This is a genomic window from Alphaproteobacteria bacterium, from assembly GCA_015231795.1.
Classification (GTDB): Bacteria; Pseudomonadota; Alphaproteobacteria; order Rhodospirillales; family WMHbin7; genus WMHbin7.
Map to the genome: position 1 here is coordinate 15,707 of JADGAX010000014.1, position 22,803 is coordinate 38,509.

A 22,803-nucleotide genomic window follows, 5' to 3' on the forward strand; every position below is an offset into this window, starting at 1 on the left:
AAATGAGAGAGAGAGATGGACAAAATAAGCATCGAAGTTTACCAGCACGACTGGATTCCCGGTTTTGCGGCATTCCGTGATGACGGCATCGTTGCGGAAGGGAAGGCTCACGTTGTGATTAATGTTGGCGGGTTATTGGCCTGTGTCGCTTCTGGGGACATTCCGGCAGCCGATATTCCGTACATGGTGGCCGAAACTCTAATGCACGAGATTGTCCACGTCCTAGAGGCTTGGGCTGACGTCGAGTTCAATGAAGACCGGGTTGAAGCGCTCATTGAAAAATACACAGCGGAGCGCATGAGGGAGGAAGCTGGTAATGAGCCATAGAACATCGATTGATCCTTACCGCAGAGGATGGGATGAGGCCAAGCAAGAACTCGCCGCCGCCAAGGCCCGGATCGCGGAGTTGGAGGCAGAGCGCAACGAGGCGTATCTGGCGCTTGCGGTGTGCTCTCCGCCCGAGCGAACCGGTTTTCCTCTTCCATGGACTGAACATATCATCAAAAAAGCCCGCGCATTCGTCGAGGGCGAGCGCAAGGAGGCGCGGGAAGGATGACTGACTGCATGGAAAAGGCTGCTGTGTTCTCATCAATGGACATTGTGTTTTTTATCGGTGTGTTCGTTGGCCTAGTTTTTGGCTACACCCTGGGCTGGACTGTGAGAGACCATAAATGACCACCACCCTTGAACAATGGCGCGAACTCGACGCCCTGCTGGCGAACGCGACGTGAGCGCCATGAGCATTTCATATCTCCAAGAAGCCGCCGAACTGTCCGCGAAACTCGGGCCTGTGGAATGCCAGCTTATTTTGCTGCCAGAAGGCGTGAGAATCGTGGCTCTCCTGGATCAATCAAAGCTGCGCAGGGAAGGCGGCACGGTATGGAAAAACGTAACCGTCCCTTGGATGCAGATTCACCATTGCAACTGCAACCCTCTTGTTTTCTGGATGAACGCCTTGCGACAAGAGATGCTTGCCGAGGCGGAAGGCCCGGATAGCAAGAATCCAAACCGTGAAAGGATGCCAGCATGACAACCTTACCAACACGCGAAGACGGCGGATATGATTGGGCAGGCTAAAATGAACCTGACAACAAAAGAACTCGCAAGCCGCTGGAATTGCACGCCGCGCACCATCAGAAACATGGTCGAAAGAAAGACCTTGCCATCCTTTCGTGTAGGGGTTGATATTCGTATCCCCTTGACAGCCGTGGAAGCCTACGAATGCGGGTCATTGAATACAGAGGAAGATGGTGCCTCGAACTCAAGATCGATGGCGAAAGAAAGCGATTCTCGCTCGGACTCGAAGCCCGGCCAGAACTGCGCCAGGCTGCCGAGCGGGAAGCTGATTCAGTTCGCGCACAACTCGCGCGTCGAGTAGGGCCTGACTGCGCATCGATCTGGGAATCGTATTTAAGGGAATCTGAGGCTCTTGATAAAAGACGCCTGGAAAACGCATGGAAGGCCCTGAAGTCATTTTTTTGCAAGATCGATCACCGAACCATCTCCAGGGACACTTGCCGCGCCTATGCCAAAGAGCGTGCCGCCAAGGGCATCAAGCCGGGCACCATTCGCAAAGAGCTATCCAGCCTGCGCGCCGCCGTGAATTGGTTTGACGCGCACAATAAGGCCGAATGGGATCTGCCAAAACCACCGCAACCCAAGGAACTTTGGATAACCAAGGAACAATTTCGCTCGTTGCTCGATGCGGCCATTCAGCCGCATGTGAAGCTGTTCATGATGCTGGCCCTCAGCACGGCTGCACGAAAAGAAGCATTGCTTGACCTGACATGGTTTCAGGTAAATTTCGAGCAACGCACCATCAACCTGGGGCGCAAGGAAGGGGGAAAATCGCGGGCCATTGTGCCCATCACAGACGACTTGATGCCCTATCTGCAGGACGCCTGGAAGTCCAGGACGGAAGATTCGCACGTCATCACGTTTCGGGGAAAAAAGGTCGGGTCGATCCAGACAGCATTCGAGGCCGCCGTCAAACGTGCCAATCTGCCCGGCGTAACCCCGCACACCCTGCGCCACTCAGCAGCTACATGGATGGCCCTGGACGGCGTAAAAATCGAACAGATCGCCCGTTTCCTTGGCCACACCGACCCACGTATTACGTGGCGGACCTATGCCCATCACAGCCCGGATTATTTGGCCGAAGCGGCCAAAGCGCTGAAACTGTGAGGGGCTTGAACCAAATATCTTGGTTCAACTACTGTCTTACAAAAATCTAAGTGATTGATTTAATTGGCGCAGCCGACGGGATTCGAACCCATGACCCCTGCCTTCGGAGAACTATCTGGGTGAACGAACGCAGGTTTTTAAAGGGAATTCGCGGAAATTTATAGGGAACAAGGGGAATACACAATAACCAAGGCGGCCATGTGAACCACGATTTGAACCAAAGCCCACTGCCTCTTTTAGGCAAAAAAAGCCCCCGCCAGCCATTCGGCCAGCGGGGGCATAGTTCATTTAACGGCATTGACTAGCGCCTCGTGTTTATCGCGGCACTCGTTATAGGCCGCGCCGATTTCGACCAGTTTACGGATCACGGCCGAACCACCAGCCTCGACCAGCGGAACCAACGGCGGGCACGGGCTGGTCAGGTTGGCGGGCGGCGGCGGCCTGTCCAGCCAACGCACGGTTGACGAGCCGCAGCCCGTCAGCGTCGAGGCAATCAGCGCGATAAACAGGACGCTCAACGATTTTGTCCACCTCGCGCGTGATGTCGCGATAAACGATTCGGCGTTGATTTCTGGCATTTTCAAAAGCCTCCGACAATTCCATAATCTCCTGCGCCGCGCGTTGCTGTTGCAGCGCCGCCTCGACCAGGATTTTGTTTTCAGATTTCGCCAACTGGCCGGAAACGTACTGATAGGCCAGATAGCCGCCAGACGCCGCGCCAGCGGCGAAAATCCCCAGCCCGCCCGCCAACAGCGGCCAGAGCGCCCCCCCTACCCCAGCCGCCGAAAACAGCCCGGAAATCACGCGCCCGATCACGACGCATTCTCCCGCGCGTCATCCCAGCGACGCCACAGCATGTAAGCGATTCCGGCGGCCAGCACGCCCACGATCAGCCAGGGCGACACATTGGCCAGCGTGCGGGCGAATTCGCCAGCCTGATCGATCAGCGGCGTCACAATCTGCAGCGCGCCGCCGATGCTGGCCGCCGTGGTCAGCGCCGTTCCGCCGCCGATCACGGTTCTGGAACGCGCCAGCGGACGCATGCGCACCGCTGGCTCAATCGCCTGCGGCATGTTTTTTTCGCCGCCCGCCAAACGCAGATACATTTCCGCCTCGGTCGCCCGGCGCTTGACCAAGCCCGGCAAGGTTTTTTTCTTGCCGTTGACCGTCGCCTTGATCCACAGGCTGAACGCCGCCGCCGCGCCATCGAAATCGCCCGCATTGTGGCGGCGCAGAACGGTTGACGTTTTAAAAGCGGCGATGCCGATGTTGAACGCCAAGCACATCATGGCGCTGAATTGATGATCGTCGGCCTCGACAGTCAGCAGATCAAGAATCTCGGCGGAAAAATATTCGACGTCTTCGTGCAGCAAACGCTCGGCTTCATCGACAGAGATTTTCGTCACGCCAACATCGGCGGGCGTCATTGTCCGCGTGTGGCCATAACCAATCGTTGGCTTGCCAGCCGGGCACAGATAACAGGTCAGATAGCGATGGCCGGGAATAAGCCGACCACCCGCCTCGTAATGGCGGATCAGATCAAGCGCGGCGCTGGTGATTTTTCCGCTCATGCTTCAAACCTCCTGAATTTTAACGTAGCAAGTTTTAGCGATCAGCATTCCTCGGGCGGATCGCTGACCTGGCGCGGCGCGTACCGATCAAGCAGGCGCTCGGCGATGACCTGGATTCCGCCAGGGCCGATCCATCCCAAGAACGTCGAAATGGCGACAGCGGTTTCGATGCTCAGCGCAAGATAGCTTTGAATTCCGATAGCAAGCAGCGTGCAAAAGGCCGCGATTGGAAATTGCCAAGCCAGATCAGACGTCCAGAATTTGCGGCCATGGCGAAGCGTGTTGCGCCGATGCCAGAGCACGCGAGCAAGCAGCGCCGACCCGAACATGCCGGATGCGCCAGCGATCGCCTGACCTGTGCCGGGCGGAAATTGCGGAATGTCTGATGCCATCACGGCCACTCCGGTTGCGTGGCCGGATCGAGATATGGATCTAAGGCAAGCCGCGCTTCAATCGCATCGCTGGCCACCCGAATTGCCTGCACCGCCGACGCTGGATAGCTGCCGTCAGACAGCGCGTTGATTTCGGCATAGATCAGAGATTGCCCAGTTTTCCCGCCAAACAATACGCTAATGCGCCGCGCGGCTTCAGCTTTGATATCGGCAACAGCCGTGGGCAAAAGCATTTGATCATATTCTTCGCGCTTAATTTCTCGACCTGCAGCGTCGTAAATAATTCTTGTCGCCATTTGATCAGCCCCCCGCCTGAATTGTATAATTGAATTCGCCAGCATTGAATGACCCGCTTGGAACGGATACTCGAAACCTGTCCAGTTCGCCCGTAAGCGCCTTCGACCCTGCTGCAACCGTCAGCGCACCGCCGCCGTTTCTGTTCATTTTGCACTCATACGTCCATGTGTTTGACGTAGCACTTTCGCGCCTTAACGTAATTGCGCCTCTGTAGGCACCAGCAGCGGCGCTGCCAGAATAGACGGCTGTGAAGTAAGATGAGAAATCGAGGCGGCTAAGCGTGGCGTCGATCAACCCGAAGCCACCGCCCTCGTAGCCAGACGTTTCAATGCCACCGCTATCGCCAATTTGCACCGAAATATCAACCGTACTGCTGCGCCCCACGCCGTTAAACATTATCTCGATGCACTGTGTCCCGGCGGCGATTCCAGTGACGTCATGAGAACTTCCCGATGTGGTGGCAACGGCCGTTGCCAGGGCGGGACCGCCGCCGCCCACGTCATCCCAAATCGGATTAGCGCTGGCGCCTTGAGTTTTGAGAAACTGACCCGACGTGCCGGGGCCGAGATTTACGATGTTCGTTCCGTCGAAATAAAGCACGTCTCCCTGGGCCAGAGTAAGCCCCGCGATGTCATCCAGCAGCGTGTCGGCCGGCTGATAAACACCACCATGCGCGTGATCGCCAGCAGCGACCGTGCCCGCCGTCGTACCTGTGTTCTTCGTCGCGGCACCGCCAAGACCAAGCAAGCCAAGCTGACGAAGATCGTCAATATCTACGTTCGCGATTTCCGTCATGCCAACCGTCAGGCTGATTCTGGCGATGGCGATCTTGCCCGCAGGCACAGCAGGATCGCTTGGAGTTGCGGACTCAGCGCCAGTTGCCACGCCAACAGCACCGCTGGACGGATCGATGTAAACAATGTCGTTTCTGGGGTTGACGCTGGGCGCGGTGATGGTGCCCGTGCTCTGTGCCGCAACTTCTGCGGGCGTGGCGGCAAATGCCGGAATAACACCGGCATCGACGCGCACCGTCATGTTGGGCGTCGATTGTTCGTGCGCTGCAAACTGTGCCGCAACGCGGGCCAGAACAGCAATAGACGCATCGATAGACAGTGGATAGGCCGTACTGTTCGAATTCGTCGTGTAATCTGGCTGGCTGAATGTGGCCGTCATAAATTATGCCCCCGTTGAAAACCAAGTGAAATCGCCGCCGACTGATGCGCCTGTTTCGTCGAAGACAAAAACGGTAAAACCCTCTTCGTCGGCGCCCTGCCATGTGGCGTAACGCGCCGCCCCAGCAACAGAAGCCGCCGTGACTTGCGGGTTCGGCGTCAGAAAAAATCGCTGCGCATAACTGATGCGCGTTCCGCCGACAGCGGCGGTCGACGATCCGCTTTCAGTGCGTTCAGCGACGTCGCAAACCAGATTGAAGCCGGTCACCTTGGCGTTGCCAATCGCTGGCGTCAGCGTCAGCTTGGCCTTAATGCGCCTGAAATCAGTGGTGCCGATGGTCCAATTTTCAAAGCCGTCATAGCTGGCTGCTTCGTCGCGATAATCGATCGACAACGTGGGATCGGCAATGCCGGAAGCAACGCCCGGCCCCAACGCCGATGCGATGTCGGCCCACACGCGCACGCCATCGGCATCGAAACCCAGGTCTTTTTCAGCAGCCTCGTAGGTGCAGGATGCGGCCGGATACGGGCAGAATTGCGTGAACAGTTCCGCATTCGTCAATTCGTTGGCCGCCTTGGTTGACGACGGCACAAGCACGCCTGTCCAGTGCAACAGGAAATTCGTTTTCGTTCCCAGCCAGCGCGGCGCCTGCTCAGACGACAGCACCACGTCAAACGCATTTCCCACAACTAGGTCAAACCGCGCGGCATTGACGCTTTGGTTTCCTGACGTGTCGAAGGCCTTGGCCAGGAATGTCCAGTCACCGGGCGGAACAACACCCGAGCTAAAGGCGTGGCCGCGCAGCACGTTGGCCACAGGCGTTGCCGAAGCAAAGTCGGTATTGCCCACCGGGTTGTAGCGAATCTCGATGCGGTTGTTGTCGGACTCGGTATTCGGATCGCAGCGAAAATTGACGGAACCGCCGCTTTGCTGCGCCGAAAATCCCGTCACATCGGCGGCAAACGTGTCCTTGCCAATGACCGTGTGATCAGCCGCCGCAGTCCAGATCGATTTCTTGCGCAACGAATTGACGAAACGGGCCTCCACTTCGTAAATCTCGCCATCTTGAACCGGCGAAATCCATCCAGGCCCAACAGCGCCCACAACTGGATTGGCGGCCAGCCAATCGGCGGCGCCGGAAATGCGATAGCGAATTTCGACCACACCCCAATCCAACACCATTCCGTTGACTGGCGCGTCCCAATCGACCTTGATCCTGGCCATTTGGGTTCCGTCGCCAAAGGACAGCATGTTTTCAACACCGGAAGCGCAAGTAACATTTTCAGGCGCAGCAACCGTGAACGGATCTGGCAAGGTTGTCGTCGATGGCGGCGCGACGATGATTTCGTCTTCTTCCGCGTTCCAGGAATAAATCGCTGAATCCCATTCGCGCAGAACCAGATCTACGCCCAGATAAGGCTTTTTCTCGGCATCTTCCTTGACCGAGAATTTCCAACTGACGCATTTGAATGTTTTTGCTGCAAATCCAAAGCGCGGATAAGTGAAGTTGACGATGGTTCCCGTTTTAACCTTGATCGTATTCGACGTCAGTCGGCAAGGAAGGTTGACCGTTTTCTGCCGCGCGCGGCTTTCCAATTCGATCTTGGCCAAACGCTGCGCCGATGATGTCGAGATCGTGTACTGAAGCTCAACGTCTTTCCACAGCCGCTCGCCGTTGTCGCGAGCCAGATAGGTTGCCGACGTCACGGCCGGAAAATCAGTCGGCTGCCAGCTTCCGACTTGCGAAACGTAAATGCCTTTGACGCCGTTGCACAAATCGTCACGCGACAAATTGCCGACAACATCGAACGGTCCGTCGATATCGAAGGATGTCAGCGTGATTGATGGCGCGCGCCAATATCCGGCCAGCACGGCGTACTGGCCGCCCGCCCAGGTCACTTCGCCAGCGCAGGATGTAAGCAGCCGGGCGATGATTTCCCTTGGCGCTTCGTTCGCCTCGAACGTGCCGTTTGCTGTGTATCGCTTTTCGGTGCCCCCCGCTTTCAGGGAAACATTTTCATCGGCGACATTCGCTGACGCTTCGTTTTCGTCATCGTCAAGCCCGGTTTCCCCCAAGCCCCAATATGGGTCAGACAAGAAATCGCGAATGCACAAAACGGCGTTGCTGCTAAAGCCCGTGCTTGAATCACGAGGATCGAAAATCGTTGCCTTGCCGTCCACCACCACCCGCACAGTCGGCATGTTGGCGTCGAACAAATCGCTATTGTGTTTCCAGCGAATGTAAATCTTTCCGCATCCAAGCTGCTTGTGGTCGCTGGTCCACTTGTCGGGGCAAGCGCCAGACAAAGCGGCGTGAAAGGCGGCATCGCCCGACCCGTCATAACTGCCATCACCAAACCACGCCCAGGCATATGCATCCCACCGGCCGCCGCAAGCGCCAGTGCTTTGGTTCCAGGTAATTTCTTCGTCGTCGAACCACAGGCTTACCGGCCCCTCGAGCGGATGGCCGGAAAGCGTGATCACCAGATGCAAGGTTTTGTTGTTGTCGGTCGTGTGGATGAAGGTCAGCGGGCCAGACACTTTGGTTCGGCCATAAATGCAGCGCCGATAGGTGATCGGCTGCTTGATCATCTGCGTTCTGTCTGGCGCCGAATAACTAAGCGATCCCAGCTCGGGCGCTTTCGGTTTTGGCGTCATCATCTGCGAAATGAAGCCCATCGCCAGATTAGCAACGCCAACTAAAGCAGCAGCAGCAAACCCGGTAAGCCCAAAAATTGTCGCGCCTGATCCATAGGCTATTGCCGCAGACACCACAGCGCCTATAACGGGAGCGGCATCGGCTGGCGCAGCCATAAAAAAAGCCGCCAGAATGGCGGCCAGGAACAGCGCGGCGCGAAGGATCACCCAACCCTCCAGGCGTGGCTGGCCTCTTTCAGCGGAACAAGGCAAAGGCCAGTCAGGCTGGCGGCGGCCACATCTTTGCCAACGCAGACGCCAAGCGCCGGGCCATCGTCGCGTTCCAGCAAAACAACGTCGCCGCGGCGCGCCGTTTTTACCGGCACTTCTGGGCACGACAGATCGTCGGCGATCTTGCGCGCCGTCTCCAACATGCCGCCACCAGCAAAGCGTTTGAGCGCAACAAAGGCTCCACGCTTCGATTTATAGCGGCCACGAAAAGGGGCCGCTGGATCGACGCCCGTCAAAGCCTCGACCACATCGCAGGCCCACAAGCAACAATCGAACGAACCCCATTCGAATGCGCGACCATGCGCTGACGCAATCATGGCCGACAAGCGGTCCTCCCAACCTGGAAGGCGCTTAATTTCCGAATTTGATTTGGGCGTCTTGCAGGCTGGGGACATAATCGAATCCTTTATCGTTGACGACAGCGGAAATTAGGCTGCGGTCGTAAAGCTGCTGGATATAAATTTTCTGGTCTTCCGGCGTGTAGCGCCAGTTTTTAGGGATCGACAAACGCTTCATGCGAGATTCAGCCGTGACGGTAATCACCGGGCGTTCCACGTCCTCGTGAATTCGTCCAACATCCGTCAACCCGTCGAAGATCAGGAACGGATCTCCATCCATCACGCCATCGTCTGTAAATGCCGCAAGCCAGGCCTTTGCCTGATAGCCCTGGCGAACGTAATCAAGCGCCGTCGCCAACATATCTTCGGGCACGCCGGAAAGCGAAAAGGCTGTTCCCGTCGCCGCCAGATCGGTTGTTTCCTCGATCGCGTCCATGCCGCCGAACTGGCCAACGCCCGCGAAATCGTTACCGCCCCAGGTCAGCGTTCCAAGCCCTGACCAAACATAAACCGTTCCGTCGCTGGTACCCATTTCGACCAGAATGGCCGGGCGTAAATAGCGCGCCGTAAGTTGCGCCGCCATCTCGGCTGGAACTGTCCTTTCGGTCATGCAATCATCGCCTCTCGCGCCGCGAACGTGATGCCAAACAAACAGGCTTCGTCAGTGTCCCAACCGCGTTCGTTGCTGGCCAAGCGAAAGACGCCCTTGGCTGATGTTGTCGTGATGACGGCATTGTCGGCAGGCGCGGCTGGATATTGTCGAAGGCGCGGATATAAAGTCAGGGTGGCGTTGCCGCTGGCGTCGGAATCGACATTCTCCAAATTCTTATGCAGCCGGGCCGACGAACCGGAACCGATCTGAATGTAATCGCCCTTTTTCAAAATATTCGTCGTGCTGGGCGTCCAACCATCGGTCAGTAAATAGATGCCCGATTGCGAAGCGCCCTTGACCAACGGCGTTCCCGTCGCCACGCCGCGCGGCGTTGTGGCGTCGGGGTCACCCAGCAAGAACGTGCCTTTCTTTCCGTACAGCGACAGAAGAAACGCAAGCCATTCTTCGGCGGCGGCGCGCTGCATAGGCGGCAACGTGATTTCGGCCTCCCACCAGTCGGCCTGCCAATCATAGATCAGTTCGCCGCCGGTAAACGGGCTTTCAGGCGCGGCCACCACATCGCGCGCCGTCATGCGAAAGCCTTTAATGCCTGGCGCGGATGGCATCGACAGGGGATAGGTGATCGTCATGTCAGCGCCTGAAATTGCTGGCGTAAGAACCGCCGCGAGCAACGCGAGCTGCAACCGCCGCTTCGGTTTCCTTCTTGATCTGCGGCAGCATCGCCATCATTTCGGCGCGCACGGTTTGCGAAACGCCCGCCTGAACATTCATGGTCTGATTGACGATGATCGAATTTCCGCCAGATGGCGCGGCCCTGGACAGGGTTGGCGCCTGATAGGCCCGTGCCCGCAAATCGGAAATCTGCCTCGCCTGGGCGCGCTGCTGCGCCACGGTTTGAATGCGCTCGCCTTTCTCGGCGATGATCGGAACCTCGTTGACGCCCAGATTCATCACGCCGTTGTGATAGCGCTTGGCGCCCGCAAAGACCGACGACGCCACACGCGCAGTGCGACCTGTTCCCAATCCGACGTCGCCGCCGCCATGGGCGACAGCAGTTTCCATTCCGGTTGAAAAACCCCAATCACCCAGGCCGGAACCACCGCCGCCAAACAGGTTTGACAACCCGCCCAGCAGATCGCCGCCGCTGATGGCGCCAGAGAACGCCGACTTAACCGGGTTCAAAATCGTCAGCTTCAACATTTCCTGATAGACCTCGGAAAGGACGCCGCCAACCACGTTGCGCCACTTCACGGCATCGCCCTGTCCCCGCACCCACATGCGGGTTGATTCGTCGCCCATGCGCTGAAAGGCACGTTCTCCGACTTTGCCGAAGAAGTCCGTTGATTCGCGCAGCCGGTCGATATCGGCACGCTGAGCAACTATGGTTTTTGAAATGTTGCGAGCCTGTTCAATCTCCTGCTCGGTCAGTTCCGAACCCTCGGCCTTCAACCGGTTGACAATTTCCAGATACAGCGCTTCTTCAGCGTAAGCCTGATTGCCATTCATCAGCGCGGCGGCCAGCTTTTCGTTGTCGGAAATCTCGCGCTCGTAGCTGGCCAGCGTTTCCAGGCGCTTCTTGTTGCGCTGATCGTCGGCTGAAATGGCCGACAGCATGGCGCGTTCCATTTCCTGAATGGCTTCTGCGTCATCTTTTACAAGCTGCTGCTCTTCGAAAAGAATCGCGGCCTTTTGCGCAATGGCCTGGCCGTGCCTTGTCGTGATGTCCGTCCCGGCCTGCTGCAGCGCCGTGTGAATTGCCTGTTCTCGCTCGCTGCGCTGCGTTTGCTCGATCTGAAAACCAAGCTGATCGGAAACCTTTTTCCAGGCTTCCGCCTGCTTTTCGATTTTCTTTGTATCGGATTCAGAAACAGGAAGGCGAACAGGGCCGGCGTCAGCCGCATTCGTATTCGCAGCAGGCGGCGGCGGAATATCATTAGAAAACCTTCGAGCGACGATCTTATCGCGGGATGCAATATCGCGCTTGCTTGCCATGCCGACGCTTTCAAGGGCGTTGACGCGGGCGATTTCGGCGCTGTCCAGCGCATTGCCAACGGCATCAATGCCTGCGACAATGCCATCCCACGGCAATTTTGCGACGTTCCAGACGGCATCGCCGAATTCCGCGCCCCACACGACGGCCTTAATTTTTCCCCGCTCCATCGCGTCGCCAAGCGCATCATATTTCTGCGTCAGTTCATCGCCGACCACCATGCCCAGTTTTTTCGCCTCTTCGGCGTTTTTGGCGTAGCCTGACGACATCTCCATCAGCATGGGAATCAAATTTTGACCCGAGCGACCGAACATATCGTATGCGATTTTTCCGCGCTCAGTTTCGGTCGCAGCGCCTGCAATGCGCACGGCCAAATCTTGCAGGATATCGCCCGTCTCTCGCTGCTTTCCATTCACATCCAACAGCGATATTCCGTAGCGCTTGAATTTGTCGATGGCGGAATCACCGCCCTGCATTGCCTCCTCGATCGTGCGCGTCAGCTTTTGCACGCCGGTAACGAACTGTTCCTGACTGGCGCCAGCCTGCAGAGCGACAGCGGTGTAAACCTGATATTGCTCGATCGACAAACCAACCTGTTGCGACAATTCGCCAAGCCCGCCAACAACGTCGATGACGTGACGACCGAATTGCACCAATCCAGCGCCGCCGCCAACCACGCCGAGCAGGCCCAAAAATCTGGCCTGCAACGGCGCCATCGTGGCGTCCATTTGCTGGAACTGTCCGCGCAGTTTCTCGGCGCTGTTGCCAAAGCCGCTGACATCGTATTTGGCGTTCTGCAAAGCCGCGCGCAGCTTGCTGGTGTCGCCTTCGATGCGGACAAGAACTCTTTCAAGCTCGCTCATTCAACCGGCTTTCACAGGGTTTTTCCGACTTTGATTTCGACTGATTCACGGAAATTCTTGAACTTGCGGCGACGTTCCTTGGCTTCTGCCTCGGGCGAACCGTTGGCCAGGGCCATGGCGTCGATGGCGGGGAACAATTCGTCTGGAGAGGATTTCCAGAACAAATCCGGCGTCCAGAACAGGACGCCGCAAGCCAGACCCATCAGGCGGCGGTAGTCGAACTGGTCGACCCCGCCGCCGGCGCTTCCCCCGGATCTGGCTCCTCGCCGCCGGTCAGGGCGCCCAGCAGAAAATCGGACAACGGGGCTGAAAATTTCATCAGCCCCGTTTGCAAAATCTTCTCGCCCAGGTCGGCAAAGGCCGGCGGGTTTTCGCCCGCCGCCCTCAGCCCAGCTTGCACGATCACCGCAACTTCGCGCAGCCCGAATGAACGGGCCATGAAGCGCGCCGACAAGGGGACCAATCCCAATCCGAGACCGTCCTCGATTTCCAACAAGCAGGCAAAGCTGCGCCGCAGCTTTGCCTTGCGCCCGGCGATTTCGATTTCAATCTCGCCTCTGAACGGGTTGACAGTCATTACGGGATTGGCGTCAGGTTGGCGGAAGGCGTCAGGGTGATCTGGTATTTCACCACATCCCTGGTCGGACCCTGAATGTTCAACTGCGTCACGTAAAAGTCGCCGCTATAGCCTTTTCCGGCGCCGTCAAACACGATCTTGCAGGCATGGCTGGTTCGGTTGCGCCATGCGATCTCCAGCGCATCCAGATTGGCCCGGCTGTCGCGCAGAGTTCCGCTGCACTGAACCGTGCCATTGATGGTGGTCGGCACCCCGGTCTGCCAACCGGAATTGTCTTTTGCCGTCGTGTCGGCAACGTTCGTGCTGCCGTCAAAGCTGGTGTCGGTCTGGCCTTCCAGCACGGTATAGCTTGACGGGCTGCTGGAGGTGTTGCCGATGTACAGTAGGCAGGACGTGCCCTTAACGTCGCTCATTGGATCGATCCTTTCGAAAAATCAGGGAGCGGGAAGTTTGATCGCCGCCACGGTGACGCTGGTCACCGCGGAATAGGTGACATGCACGTAACCCGACGAATCCTTGAACGCCGTGGGCGGGAAAGGCCCGATCATGCGTTCTTCGCCCGCTGTCACCGTGCAGGTGAAATCGGCGCGGGCCAGCGTGCCATAGCCATCAACGGTCAGGGTTGCGACCTGCGTTTCTACGGTTACGGTTTTGTCTGACGCATCGCCATTTTTGACATGCAAGAAAGTGCGGCCCGTGCCGTCGTCGGCAAAATAATTGCCGTCGGCATTGGCGGCGGCGTAGGTGGCCTCGAGACCGGTCGAGGCAATGTTTTGCACGGTCAGGGCTGATTCAGCCATGATCTATCCTTTCGCTAGTTGGATGTTTCGGCTGTTCCCGGCGCCGTGCCGTAATCGATCTTGTATTTGTGCCGGACAATGCCGACTTTCTTTTCGCCGTCGCCAGAAAGCTCTATCACCGTTTCTTGCAATTCCACGTAGCGGGCGGGCGCAATGCTGGACGCCACCATCGCCGCCTCGATCTGGGCCGACAAGGAATCCAGCGCATCATCCAGCATTCCGTCTTTTTCTTCGGCGTAGGCATCGACCATCAAAAACAGCGAACGGCTCATCGCCAAATCTGACGAAGAAAACTCGCTGCTTTCGCGCCAGGCATAAACGCAGATGGCGGGCAGGTCTTTTGGCTCAAGCGAGCGCGAGCGACTGGCAAACACCCGCCGATGGGCCGCCGTGTTGGCATCGCAAAGCGCCTTGACGGCGGCGTGACGGATGGTTTGGCGAACGTGGGTCATGCGATATTCAGAAACAGCGTAGTGAAGCCCAGGCCATCGTCGCTGCGCTGTGCCACGCGCCAGGTTCGGTCAGCGACCGACAAGTCGCTGCCTTCACCGGCATTGCCAACCGTTGCGGTTGACAGAACCGCCGATGGCCGGATGACGGAAAGCCCCGCTTGCGCATCATCGAAATTGATTAGGCGCTGCTCTTCCTCGAACAACACCGTCACTTCGATTCCATCAAGCGTGGCCGTTACGCCAAAATCGGCCAACATAGCCAAGCGGTCGGCCGATGTTTCGACCGACATCAGACAGGGGCCTCATCATCACCGCCTGCGGGCGGGTTTTCATGCGCCTTGTCTTCGCCAGCGCCCGCGGGCGTGGCGCCGTCGGATGACCCACCCAGGCCAATGGCGGCCCTGGCCCTGTCAAGCAGGCCGGGCTGCTTGACCGTGGCTTGGGCTTCGGCCTGCGCCTTGATCTCGCGTTCGCGACGCTTGCGGTCGCGATCTTCCATCTCGGTCAGATCCAGCAGCATGGCCTTGTTGACGCCGGGGTGATTTTCGGCAACGCCGACTTTCTCGCCCTTCTTGAATTCGACCGGGGAAAGCACGTCATACGAATCGTTTCCCAGCGGCTTCAGATTGGCGGCGCGCGACTTGGCTTGGTCTGGCGACAGCTTCAGCGTGAAGCCCAGGCCGAACGACGCTTTCACGCCGACCACTTCGAAAAATCGGAAATTCATGGATGTTCCCTTTCAGGAAAAGAAAAGGGGCGGCCCAATGGTTAAGGCCGCCCCTTACTTGCGTAATTACGGATCAGGTCAGGGTCGTCAGACAGCCCTTCTGCCACATGCCGTAACCAACGTTGCGCAGCGACTTGATGCCGTACAGGTGCTTGTCGTCGGTGAATTCCAACTCGGAACCCTCGGCGATTGCAGCCATCGTGATCGGCTCTTCTTCCTGGCGGATGAATGCACGGGTACGGCCGTAGTTCGTGAAAACGGCGAACTTCGTGGTCCAGGTCAGACGGGGATTGACTTCCAAACGAACCTGGAATCCGTTCAGGTTGGTGATCAGGTTGGTTCGGCTGGCCGAACCATCGACGATCACCGGGTTTTTGGTCGCCGCTGCCGAGGCCGCGAAAAACGGCGCCGGAACCATGACAAGGAATTCCTTGGCATTGGCATTCATCGGCTTGCCCTGATCATCCTTGAATCCCAGCAAGGCCTGCATGGCGTTCAGGATGGCGGCTTCCATTTCGGCCGCCGTGGGGGCGGTGGTAGTGCCGACGTTGTAGGTCAGGTCATTGTCCTGCGTTCCACTGTCGCCTTCGGAATGGTCGGTATCGAAGAAATACTGACCATCGTAGCAAATACCGCTTTCACCGTTGACGATCAACGTGGTCAGCAGGTCGAACCAGTGATCGGCCGCACGGTCAGCCTGCTCCTGAACGCGCAGCATGATCTGGCCGGTTTTGTCGCGGCGAAGTTCATCGACCGAAACCTCCAGCGTCGATTCATACTTCTTGTTGGCGATGGTGATGCCGTTTTCACGGAATCCCTTGGCCTGGCGGCCACCGATCCATTCACGCATGCCGGGCGATTGGCCAAGCCACTTGTAGGTTTCGGATTCCTGGTCGCTGTTGAAATACATGGAAACCATGTCGAGCCAACCGGCGTTCTGCACCCGCTCGAGGGTTTCATAGAACTCGCCGATGATGGCACGCGAGGAAAGGCCGTAGCCGCTCATGTGATTTACTCCTTAGTTGAACGGCTTAGTAGCCGAGAGTGAGACGAAGAACACCAGCACCTTCAACGAAGGTCGTGGTGCTGGCGGCTTCGATCGACAGCGTGTCGCTGGCGGTGAAGCTGTTGCCCGCGGTGAAATCGGCAGCCTGCGCCACCACCTTGCCCAGCGGCGTGCAATTCGCCGACGTCAGGGCAAGGGTTCCGCCCGTGGCATTCGTGGTGCCAACTTCTAGGTTCAGAGTTGAGGCTTTGGAGCCAGTCGTCACCGGCGAGGTGACGATGAATTCCATCTTCTCGACCCAGCCATGAAAGCCGGGCGTGACGGTGGTGATCAGATCGCCGTCGGCGACATTGGCCAGCGTGACCGGAACGTCCATGTGAGTGAAGCGCGGACCTTCGGAGGCATCGAAAGCCACCACGCCGACGCCGGACGAGACGTAACGGATGACCTTGCCGATGTAGGTGTTTGTCGCCGCAACCAGGGTAAAGGTTGCGTCGTCACTGGCGAAAACCGGGCGGCCAACATCGGTGATGGCCAGGCCGGAAATCGACAACTCGATCTTGCCCTTATCCATCACGCGCACGCGAACATCGCCTGCCGAGCCAGAGGCATTATCGGCCCTGGATTCGGCAAAGCCGCGGAACGGATCGCCGGCGACCAGCGGGCGGGCATAGCCCGAACCGTTGTCGCCAACGGCGGCGCCTTCATAGATGATGTCGCTGGCGATGACCGGCAGCGAATTGACGTCGCCCAATTCCATCGGGCGGCGGGTATCGGTGGCAAGCGTGGTCATGGTTGGTCCCTCACTTCTTCAGGATGCGGGCCTGGCCCGAGGCAGTGGCCTTCTCGAAAGCGAGATAGGCATCGAACTTGTCGCGGAATTCGGCACGCAAGGCCGGGTCTTTGTCCCAGGCCCTTTTGCAGCGATCTTCCAGCGGCAGGGCGGCGTCGATGGCGGCCTGCGAAGCGACGGCATCAGCGCCACCGGCTGCAGGAACCAGCTTCTCAGCAGGCTCGGCCGACTTGATTTCGGCCAGGATGCGGCTGCCCTTCTGCTTTTCGTCGGCATTCAATGCCAGCGCAGCGGCGCCGGCATCAACACCATCGGAAATCAGCTTGGAAACCAGATCCTGCTGGCCCGCAAAAGCGGCCGACTGGATGGCCAGCACGCGGCTGCGCTCGGCCTGTTTGGCTTCGGTTTCGATTTGCGCCACGGCGGACGCAAAATTCTGGCGCAATTCGGCCGCGGTGCAATCAGGCTGCGGCCCCTTCTGTTGATCGCTCATGTCGGTTTCCTTCAGTTGAGCGGTGGACGGACCGCCAGCGGCGGCGTTGAGGCGGGGCATATGCACCGCCGTTCGAACCGGATTGGCAGAAGCCAGCCGGGATATGGTTTGTTCGTAGCTGCCCAGCGCATCGGCCATGCCCGCCGCCACAGCGTCGGCGCCGACCAGCAAGCCGCCTTGGCCGAAATCAGCCATCACTTTTTCGGGCGCAACACCGCGCGCTTCGGCAACGGCGTTGATGAATTCCTGGGCTAGGCGATCGACATAGGCTTGCAGGCTGGCCATACCGGCTTCAGTGCCCGGATCGGCATTCTTAAGCGGAGATTGGCTGGAGACGATGTTGTAGGTCTTGACGCCACGCGATTGATCGATGGCGCTGGTATCACGCAGAGTGGCGATGATGCCGATGCTGCCCAGCGTCGCCATTCGGTCAACCACGATTTCCCCCGCCCCACTGGCGATGAAATAGGCCGCACTTGTGGACATGCCGCCAACGTAGGCCACCACTGGCTTGATGGCGTTGGCCGAACGGACGGCGGCCTGGAATTCAGCAATTCCGTTCGCCTGTCCGCCCGGACTGTCAAGCGACAGGATGATCGCTTTTACAGCAGGCGAATCGACGGCTGCACCGAATTCCTTGGCCGTCAAGCCGAGCGACGTGGCGCCAGACAGGTCAGTCATCAAATTGGCATGCCGAAAAATTGGGCCATTGATGGAAACGGTTGCCACGCCATCGCGCACTACCACGCCCCGCGTGTTGGCCAGCAGATCGCCGCCGCGCATTGAAAGCGCTTCGATGCGCAGTTTTTCAGCCTGTTCGGCGTTTGGCTTCCAAGCAGCCAGAGATTCCGGCGTAACATCTTGCCGACCGGCAATTTCGATCATGGTCTGAAAAGCCGGGGCATGAATTGCCCAGGGCTGGCTGGCAGCCTTGTCGAAAACGTCGATCATGTCTGTTTCCTAGATCAGTTCGTGAGGTCGTCGTCGTCGGGATCTGGAAGAACCGGCTGCTGGCTGGCGGCTTTGTCTTTCGGATTCACCGCAACACTGGCGTCGGCCAGCATGGTTTGTTCGCGGCCCAAACGTCTTGCGTTGCGCTCGAAATCGCCGTTGCCCAGCGCCGCCGTTGCCGCCGAGCGGGTTTGCAGATTGTTGTCAACCTGGGCTACCAAGGCCGATGTTTCCTGCAGCGGGTTCAACTGTCCCATGCTGGGGCCTGTCCAGGTTGCGCCGCACCATGCAGCGCGGGCCAGCGGGTCTGAGAAAAATCCGGGGGCCGCCAGCAAGCCGCGGGCGACCGCTTCGCCGATCATCGCTTCGTAAGCCGCTTGATAGAATTCGCGGGCCATGAACCCGCGCACCATTTTGAAAAAGCGCCAGGCCTCGATCATCGCCGCGCGGCTAGCCGAATAGCTGGCCGTGAAATGCTTGATCAGGATCTCGAATGGCAGTTCCAGCGCCACGCCAATCTGGCGCAGCACCGCCATAACGAACGGATCGAAAGCGGTGTTCGGCCTGTTCGGGTTGGCGAAAGTAACGTCCTCGCCCTGGCCCAAATTAATCATGGCGCCAGCGCCCAGCTTGAATTCGCCAGTGCTGTCGGGCGCGTCGGCTACCGGGTCGGCAGGCGCCAGACCTTGGCCGGACGGCGATTTCACAAACACCGTGAACAGGCTTGACACAACAGCGGCCATTACTTCTGCCTCGGTGTACTTATCAAGCTGTTTCAAGGGTTCGATCACCGGCGTCAGGTACGGAACGCCGCGGCCCTGCTCGGACCGTTCGGATTCGTAAATATGCCAAATCAGCCGCTCGCCCGATGGCGAAAAGGCCTGATAGCGCACGGTTGCGCGAACGCCGGGCTGAAAATCGCCAGGATGGCGCTTGGCAATATGGTAAGCCACCGCCTTTCCGTTGGAATCGCGCTCGATGCCACCGGTCACCGTGTTGCCGTTGTCAAACGTCTGTCCGTCGCGAATGCCGACCGGATTCAATAGGCGGGCGGTATCGACCAATTGCAAAGCCAGGCCAAGCACTTTTTGCGGGCTGGCGTCATCAAACCGGCGCACGACCAGCGCATCACCGTCTAGCAGAACGGACAGCAGCACAGTTGCTGCCAAGCTGTCTATGGTTTGCTCGGCCCGAATATCGATGTGGCGCGCCCTGGCGTGCTGCGACCACAGCCGCTCGGCCTGATCTTCGAATTCGTTGACGGCTTGCTCGGTTGCACGCACATAACTGCTATCGACGGCGGCTTTCAGAGCCAAGCCCTCGCCCAGCGCCGAAGTGCGCACGGTTTTCACCGCCCCCCTGGCCAGCGGAGCGTTGCGGAACAGTTCATGCGAACGGGCGCGGGCGGTCTCAAGATCTGGAATCAGCGCAGCATCGGCCGACAGATCGCGCCCGAACATGCCCTTGGTCTGCCGGCGGTCACGCCGGGCGCCGGTATAACCGCCGGTCATCGCCGACACAACAGCAATTTGACAGCGCGCCTGATAGCGTTTGGCCCCAGCAACCGGATCGAAGGCCGACACAACGCGGTCGATCAGATTCGGGCGCACGCTTGACAGCGCCTTTTGGAAATCGCGGCGGCTCATATCGCGGTGATCACTTTCGTTCTGATGCCGTCTGTGTTCGCGGTGCCGCCCAGACGCTTGCACTGCGCATCCCAGAATTCGATCATTTTCTGCACCTCGGCCAGATTGGCCCGCGTCAACTGGCGCTTTGTCCCCGTGGCGGTTTCAATGCTGTAGCTTTGCGAGGCCGCCAGCGAAGCCTGCGCCTCCAGCCATTGAGCCAGATAGGTTTCTGCCTGTGCCAAGGTGATTCCGGCCATTACAGTTCAACCCCTTTGTGCAGCATGCGCCGCTGTTTCGGTTTCGGCATCGCCTGGCCGATCACGGCGCGGGCGGGAATGTCGCTCATTTTGACCGGGCTGGCCCAAACCGGCGGCGCCGACCAATCGGCCACCCGTTCCGGGCGCAGGCGAAGGCGGGCCGCCTCGGCATAGACCAGTCCGTCCCAGCTTTCGTTTTTGCCCTGTTTGACCCAAGCGCCCTTGATTTTGCGCTCGGCGGTCAGTTCCTCGAAAAAACCATCGGGCACGTTCTGCGGAAAGCGAATGGCCGGGCGTGGCGATTCGCCGTCTCGCGCGCGCTCGAACCGCAGCCTTGCGTCGATGGCGTTCTTGATCATGTGGCCGCCGATTGTGTAGACCGCCACTGCATCCTGGCGGCGCTTTCCCAGATCGTCGGTTTCCCATTTCGGCGTGCTGGGCAGCATCGGCCAGTTGCGGGTCGATGCGCCCTTGATCAGCATCAGCCGCCATGTAGGCAACTTCGCTGAACCAAAAAACATCCGGCGCGAAAATTCGCGGGCCTGTTCGGCAACGCCAGATGTCGTCGCGCCGTCTTCATCCACGCCAGCCGCGCCACCCGTGTCGATTGCCGTGCAGGCGATGGGCAGGCCATGTGTTTTGTCGCCAGCCAGCGGGTAAACCGCCTGGATGACATGCGGATAAATCAAATCCCAATGCGTGGCCGCGTTGGCCGGGTCGATCTGAGCGCCGTCCGGCGTGCGGGCGATGTCGTAGCGGTCGATCAGTCCCGCCTCGTTGTGCTCGCTCCAGCCCCAAACCGACACAGCGAAATGGTGAATCTGCACATCGACCGAGGCAGTCAGGTAGCGCACCCAGGCGGGCACCGTTTTCAGCAGCCAGCTTTCCTGGCGTTCCTTCAGCGTCTCGATCTCGGGCGGCGGCGAACTTTTTGACACGCCGACGAACGGAATTCCTAGCTCGGTGTTGTAGACCGTTTTCAGCCCTTCTTCGTCGCCGGTTTTCTCGAACGCCGCCTGGGCTGTCACCAGTGTTGCCGCGATCTTTCCCCAGCTCTGGAAGGCCGAACACAGGCCAGACAGCCAGAAGGACGAAATGCGCTGGCTGGGCCGGTCGCCATGCAGAACGCCGTTTTCATCAACACTCATGCCGCGCGGCAACCAGACCGCGGCGGCCAGCATGTCTGCCTTCTCGATCTCGGCAATCGATCCGCCGCATTCCGGGCAAATCAGGCTGGCGCCGTGCTCGACCAACTGATCTGCCGTCGCCCCAGCCGGGATGTGCAGGTGCTTCAGCGTCGGTTTGCGGTCTTTGCCGAACCCTGGCGTAAAGTAGGTTTTGCAGCGCGGGCATGGGCAGGCCAGCAAATTCTGATCGCCCTCGCCCCAGGCGCCGACGATGCCATCATTCGAGTCCTTGCTGGGACTGGAAATAATAATCAGCGTGCCATTACGGCCAAACGTTTTGATGCGCTGCCGGCCAAGATAGCGGGCATCGCCTTCGCCGCCGATGTCATCTGGCATGCGGTCGTATTCGTCTTCGATGACAATCGGCACCGGACGGCTGGACAGTTGCGACACCACCGGCCAGCCGATGGTCAACATCGACCCGTTGCGGAACGTTTTCTGCAGCAGCTTGTCGACGTACAATTCCCCGATCAGTTCCGGCGACGGGCGCAACAGCTTGTTTTCAATGCGCCGCTCGGCAAAATCGATTGCCAGGTCACGGGTTGGCAACAACATCAAAATGTCGCCGGGCATGCATTTTACGGCGTGGCCGATGACATTCAGCGGCACTTCTGTTTTGCCGGACTGGCTGGGACCGACGATTACAACCTCTTCCACCTGGCGCGACCGGCAGCGGTCCATGACCTCGGCCAGATATGGCGCCTTGGCGTTGCGCCATGGTCCGACATAAGACCCTGGATTGTTCAGGCGGCGGTAACGTTCAGCGGCATCACTGACCGTAATTTGCTTGGGCGGACGCAGCGCGACAACAGCCGAGCGGCGGATATCTGCGGCCCGCACGAATTCGGCGATCGGCTCATCACGCAGCGGCAGCATCGGCCAGATCGCGTTTTAAACTTGGCATTGACTCGATGTCTGTTGCCAGATCGTCCAGCATTTCGTCGATCATATGCAAGGCCTCGTCTACCTGCTCAGGCATCAGGCCAAATCGATGTCCAAGGTCATCTGGAAGCGACCGCATGCGGTCGCGGATCAGGGCGAACAAACGGACCTGATCGGCCCTCACTTCATCGGCTGGAACCAACGTGCGGCGAAGCTGTGACAGCTTCACCTTGTCCATTTCGGCCCGGATGATCTCGGCACGACCGCGCGCAGACAGCTTGCCTAATCCGCCGTCATCGGTGAATTCAGGAAGCTGGTCACCGCCAAGAAGTTCCAAGCGCAATTGAGCGTCAGATTCAGCACGGTCAAGCAGCTTGCGCTGTTCCTCGGCTTCCAGACCGCGCCGCCAATCGGCAACCTTGCGCAGATCGAGTTCCCAGCTGACGCCGTTCCCGCCTTTCTTCTCGACAGGGCAACCATCTTCGATCCAGCGCTTAAGCGTTGGGTCAGTGATACCGAAAAACCGGGCCGTTTCTGAAAGGTTGCGGATCTCGGGCGCTTCTGGAGATTTGTTCGTCTCCATTCAAGCCCCTCGAACAACAAAAACAAAAACAAAAACAAGAAGGTGATTTATTTCTGTCAGACACTAAAAGCCAGCGGTCGTGCGATACCCGCCGCAGACAAAGAGCCAGGAGAACCTA

28 protein-coding genes are annotated in these 22,803 nt (G+C 58.7%); 4 read left to right on the forward strand and 24 right to left on the reverse strand.

Annotation, left to right across the window (positions count from 1 at the left end):
* Positions 1–15: 15 nt before the first annotated feature.
* From HQL44_17115 to HQL44_17130, 4 genes are all read left to right on the forward strand, one after another.
* Positions 16–327: a hypothetical protein gene (locus HQL44_17115; GenBank protein ID MBF0270303.1), complete on the forward strand. Its 312-nt coding sequence runs from the start codon at positions 16–18 to the stop codon at positions 325–327.
* Positions 317–556, forward strand: a complete 240-nt coding sequence (locus HQL44_17120; GenBank protein ID MBF0270304.1) for a hypothetical protein — start codon at positions 317–319, stop codon at positions 554–556. The genes HQL44_17115 and HQL44_17120 overlap by 11 nt, the downstream gene beginning before the upstream one ends.
* A gap of 180 nt (positions 557–736) precedes the next feature.
* On the forward strand, positions 737–1,030 hold the full coding sequence (locus HQL44_17125) for a hypothetical protein (protein MBF0270305.1): 294 nt from the start codon (positions 737–739) through the stop codon (positions 1,028–1,030).
* A 191-nt stretch (positions 1,031–1,221) separates the two neighbouring features.
* Positions 1,222–2,184, forward strand: coding sequence for a site-specific integrase (locus HQL44_17130; GenBank protein ID MBF0270306.1), 963 nt, complete (start codon positions 1,222–1,224; stop codon positions 2,182–2,184).
* A gap of 357 nt (positions 2,185–2,541) precedes the next feature.
* On the opposite strand, the gene HQL44_17135 is transcribed toward HQL44_17130, so the two are convergent.
* From HQL44_17135 to HQL44_17250, 24 genes are all read right to left on the reverse strand, one after another.
* Positions 2,542–3,000, reverse strand: a complete 459-nt coding sequence (locus HQL44_17135; GenBank protein MBF0270307.1) for a hypothetical protein — start codon at positions 2,998–3,000, stop codon at positions 2,542–2,544.
* On the reverse strand, positions 2,997–3,755 hold the full coding sequence (locus HQL44_17140; protein ID MBF0270308.1) for a lysozyme: 759 nt from the start codon (positions 3,753–3,755) through the stop codon (positions 2,997–2,999). Before HQL44_17140 ends, HQL44_17135 begins: the two co-directional genes overlap by 4 nt.
* 41 nt (positions 3,756–3,796) lie before the next feature.
* On the reverse strand, positions 3,797–4,147 hold the full coding sequence (locus tag HQL44_17145) for a phage holin family protein (protein ID MBF0270309.1): 351 nt from the start codon (positions 4,145–4,147) through the stop codon (positions 3,797–3,799).
* Positions 4,147–4,443 (reverse strand): hypothetical protein, encoded by a 297-nt coding sequence (locus HQL44_17150; GenBank protein MBF0270310.1) that lies wholly within the window; start codon positions 4,441–4,443, stop codon positions 4,147–4,149. The genes HQL44_17145 and HQL44_17150 overlap by 1 nt, the downstream gene beginning before the upstream one ends.
* 4 nt (positions 4,444–4,447) lie before the next feature.
* On the reverse strand, positions 4,448–5,617 hold the full coding sequence (locus HQL44_17155; protein ID MBF0270311.1) for a hypothetical protein: 1,170 nt from the start codon (positions 5,615–5,617) through the stop codon (positions 4,448–4,450).
* A gap of 3 nt (positions 5,618–5,620) precedes the next feature.
* Positions 5,621–8,482: a hypothetical protein gene (locus HQL44_17160; protein ID MBF0270312.1), complete on the reverse strand. Its 2,862-nt coding sequence runs from the start codon at positions 8,480–8,482 to the stop codon at positions 5,621–5,623.
* A complete protein-coding gene (locus HQL44_17165) occupies positions 8,479–8,871 on the reverse strand; it encodes a hypothetical protein (GenBank protein ID MBF0270313.1) in 393 nt (130 codons plus the stop codon). The genes HQL44_17160 and HQL44_17165 overlap by 4 nt, the downstream gene beginning before the upstream one ends.
* Positions 8,872–8,896: 25 nt before the next feature.
* Positions 8,897–9,493 carry a hypothetical protein gene (locus tag HQL44_17170; GenBank protein MBF0270314.1) on the reverse strand — a complete coding sequence of 199 codons (597 nt, stop codon included), beginning with the start codon at positions 9,491–9,493 and terminating at the stop codon, positions 8,897–8,899.
* Positions 9,490–10,125, reverse strand: a complete 636-nt coding sequence (locus HQL44_17175; GenBank protein MBF0270315.1) for a hypothetical protein — start codon at positions 10,123–10,125, stop codon at positions 9,490–9,492. Before HQL44_17175 ends, HQL44_17170 begins: the two co-directional genes overlap by 4 nt.
* Position 10,126: 1 nt before the next feature.
* Positions 10,127–12,349 (reverse strand): phage tail tape measure protein, encoded by a 2,223-nt coding sequence (locus HQL44_17180; GenBank protein MBF0270316.1) that lies wholly within the window; start codon positions 12,347–12,349, stop codon positions 10,127–10,129.
* Positions 12,350–12,360: 11 nt separating this feature from the next.
* Entirely contained in the window at positions 12,361–12,552 is a 192-nt protein-coding gene (locus HQL44_17185) for a phage tail assembly chaperone (protein ID MBF0270317.1), read from the reverse strand.
* The gene (locus tag HQL44_17190; GenBank protein MBF0270318.1) at positions 12,552–12,926 is read right to left on the reverse strand and encodes a gene transfer agent family protein; all 375 of its coding nucleotides are present in this window, start codon (positions 12,924–12,926) and stop codon (positions 12,552–12,554) included. Before HQL44_17190 ends, HQL44_17185 begins: the two co-directional genes overlap by 1 nt.
* Complete coding sequence (locus HQL44_17195) at positions 12,926–13,339, reverse strand: hypothetical protein (protein MBF0270319.1); 414 nt, start codon at positions 13,337–13,339, stop codon at positions 12,926–12,928. Before HQL44_17195 ends, HQL44_17190 begins: the two co-directional genes overlap by 1 nt.
* Positions 13,340–13,360: 21 nt before the next feature.
* Complete coding sequence (locus tag HQL44_17200) at positions 13,361–13,726, reverse strand: hypothetical protein (GenBank protein MBF0270320.1); 366 nt, start codon at positions 13,724–13,726, stop codon at positions 13,361–13,363.
* Between the two features lie 14 nt (positions 13,727–13,740).
* On the reverse strand, positions 13,741–14,178 hold the full coding sequence (locus tag HQL44_17205; protein MBF0270321.1) for a hypothetical protein: 438 nt from the start codon (positions 14,176–14,178) through the stop codon (positions 13,741–13,743).
* Positions 14,175–14,468: a hypothetical protein gene (locus HQL44_17210; protein MBF0270322.1), complete on the reverse strand. Its 294-nt coding sequence runs from the start codon at positions 14,466–14,468 to the stop codon at positions 14,175–14,177. Before HQL44_17210 ends, HQL44_17205 begins: the two co-directional genes overlap by 4 nt.
* Positions 14,468–14,905: a hypothetical protein gene (locus HQL44_17215; GenBank protein ID MBF0270323.1), complete on the reverse strand. Its 438-nt coding sequence runs from the start codon at positions 14,903–14,905 to the stop codon at positions 14,468–14,470. Before HQL44_17215 ends, HQL44_17210 begins: the two co-directional genes overlap by 1 nt.
* Positions 14,906–14,978: 73 nt before the next feature.
* Positions 14,979–15,911, reverse strand: coding sequence for a Mu-like prophage major head subunit gpT family protein (locus tag HQL44_17220; protein MBF0270324.1), 933 nt, complete (start codon positions 15,909–15,911; stop codon positions 14,979–14,981).
* A 25-nt stretch (positions 15,912–15,936) separates the two neighbouring features.
* Positions 15,937–16,704: a hypothetical protein gene (locus HQL44_17225; GenBank protein ID MBF0270325.1), complete on the reverse strand. Its 768-nt coding sequence runs from the start codon at positions 16,702–16,704 to the stop codon at positions 15,937–15,939.
* A gap of 10 nt (positions 16,705–16,714) precedes the next feature.
* On the reverse strand, positions 16,715–18,148 hold the full coding sequence (locus HQL44_17230) for a S49 family peptidase (GenBank protein ID MBF0270326.1): 1,434 nt from the start codon (positions 18,146–18,148) through the stop codon (positions 16,715–16,717).
* A 14-nt stretch (positions 18,149–18,162) separates the two neighbouring features.
* On the reverse strand, positions 18,163–19,794 hold the full coding sequence (locus HQL44_17235) for a phage portal protein (GenBank protein ID MBF0270327.1): 1,632 nt from the start codon (positions 19,792–19,794) through the stop codon (positions 18,163–18,165).
* Entirely contained in the window at positions 19,791–20,033 is a 243-nt protein-coding gene (locus HQL44_17240) for a hypothetical protein (GenBank protein ID MBF0270328.1), read from the reverse strand. Before HQL44_17240 ends, HQL44_17235 begins: the two co-directional genes overlap by 4 nt.
* Positions 20,033–22,096 (reverse strand): phage terminase large subunit family protein, encoded by a 2,064-nt coding sequence (locus HQL44_17245; GenBank protein ID MBF0270329.1) that lies wholly within the window; start codon positions 22,094–22,096, stop codon positions 20,033–20,035. The genes HQL44_17240 and HQL44_17245 overlap by 1 nt, the downstream gene beginning before the upstream one ends.
* Positions 22,080–22,685, reverse strand: coding sequence for a DUF1441 family protein (locus HQL44_17250; protein MBF0270330.1), 606 nt, complete (start codon positions 22,683–22,685; stop codon positions 22,080–22,082). Before HQL44_17250 ends, HQL44_17245 begins: the two co-directional genes overlap by 17 nt.
* Positions 22,686–22,803: the final 118 nt, after the last annotated feature.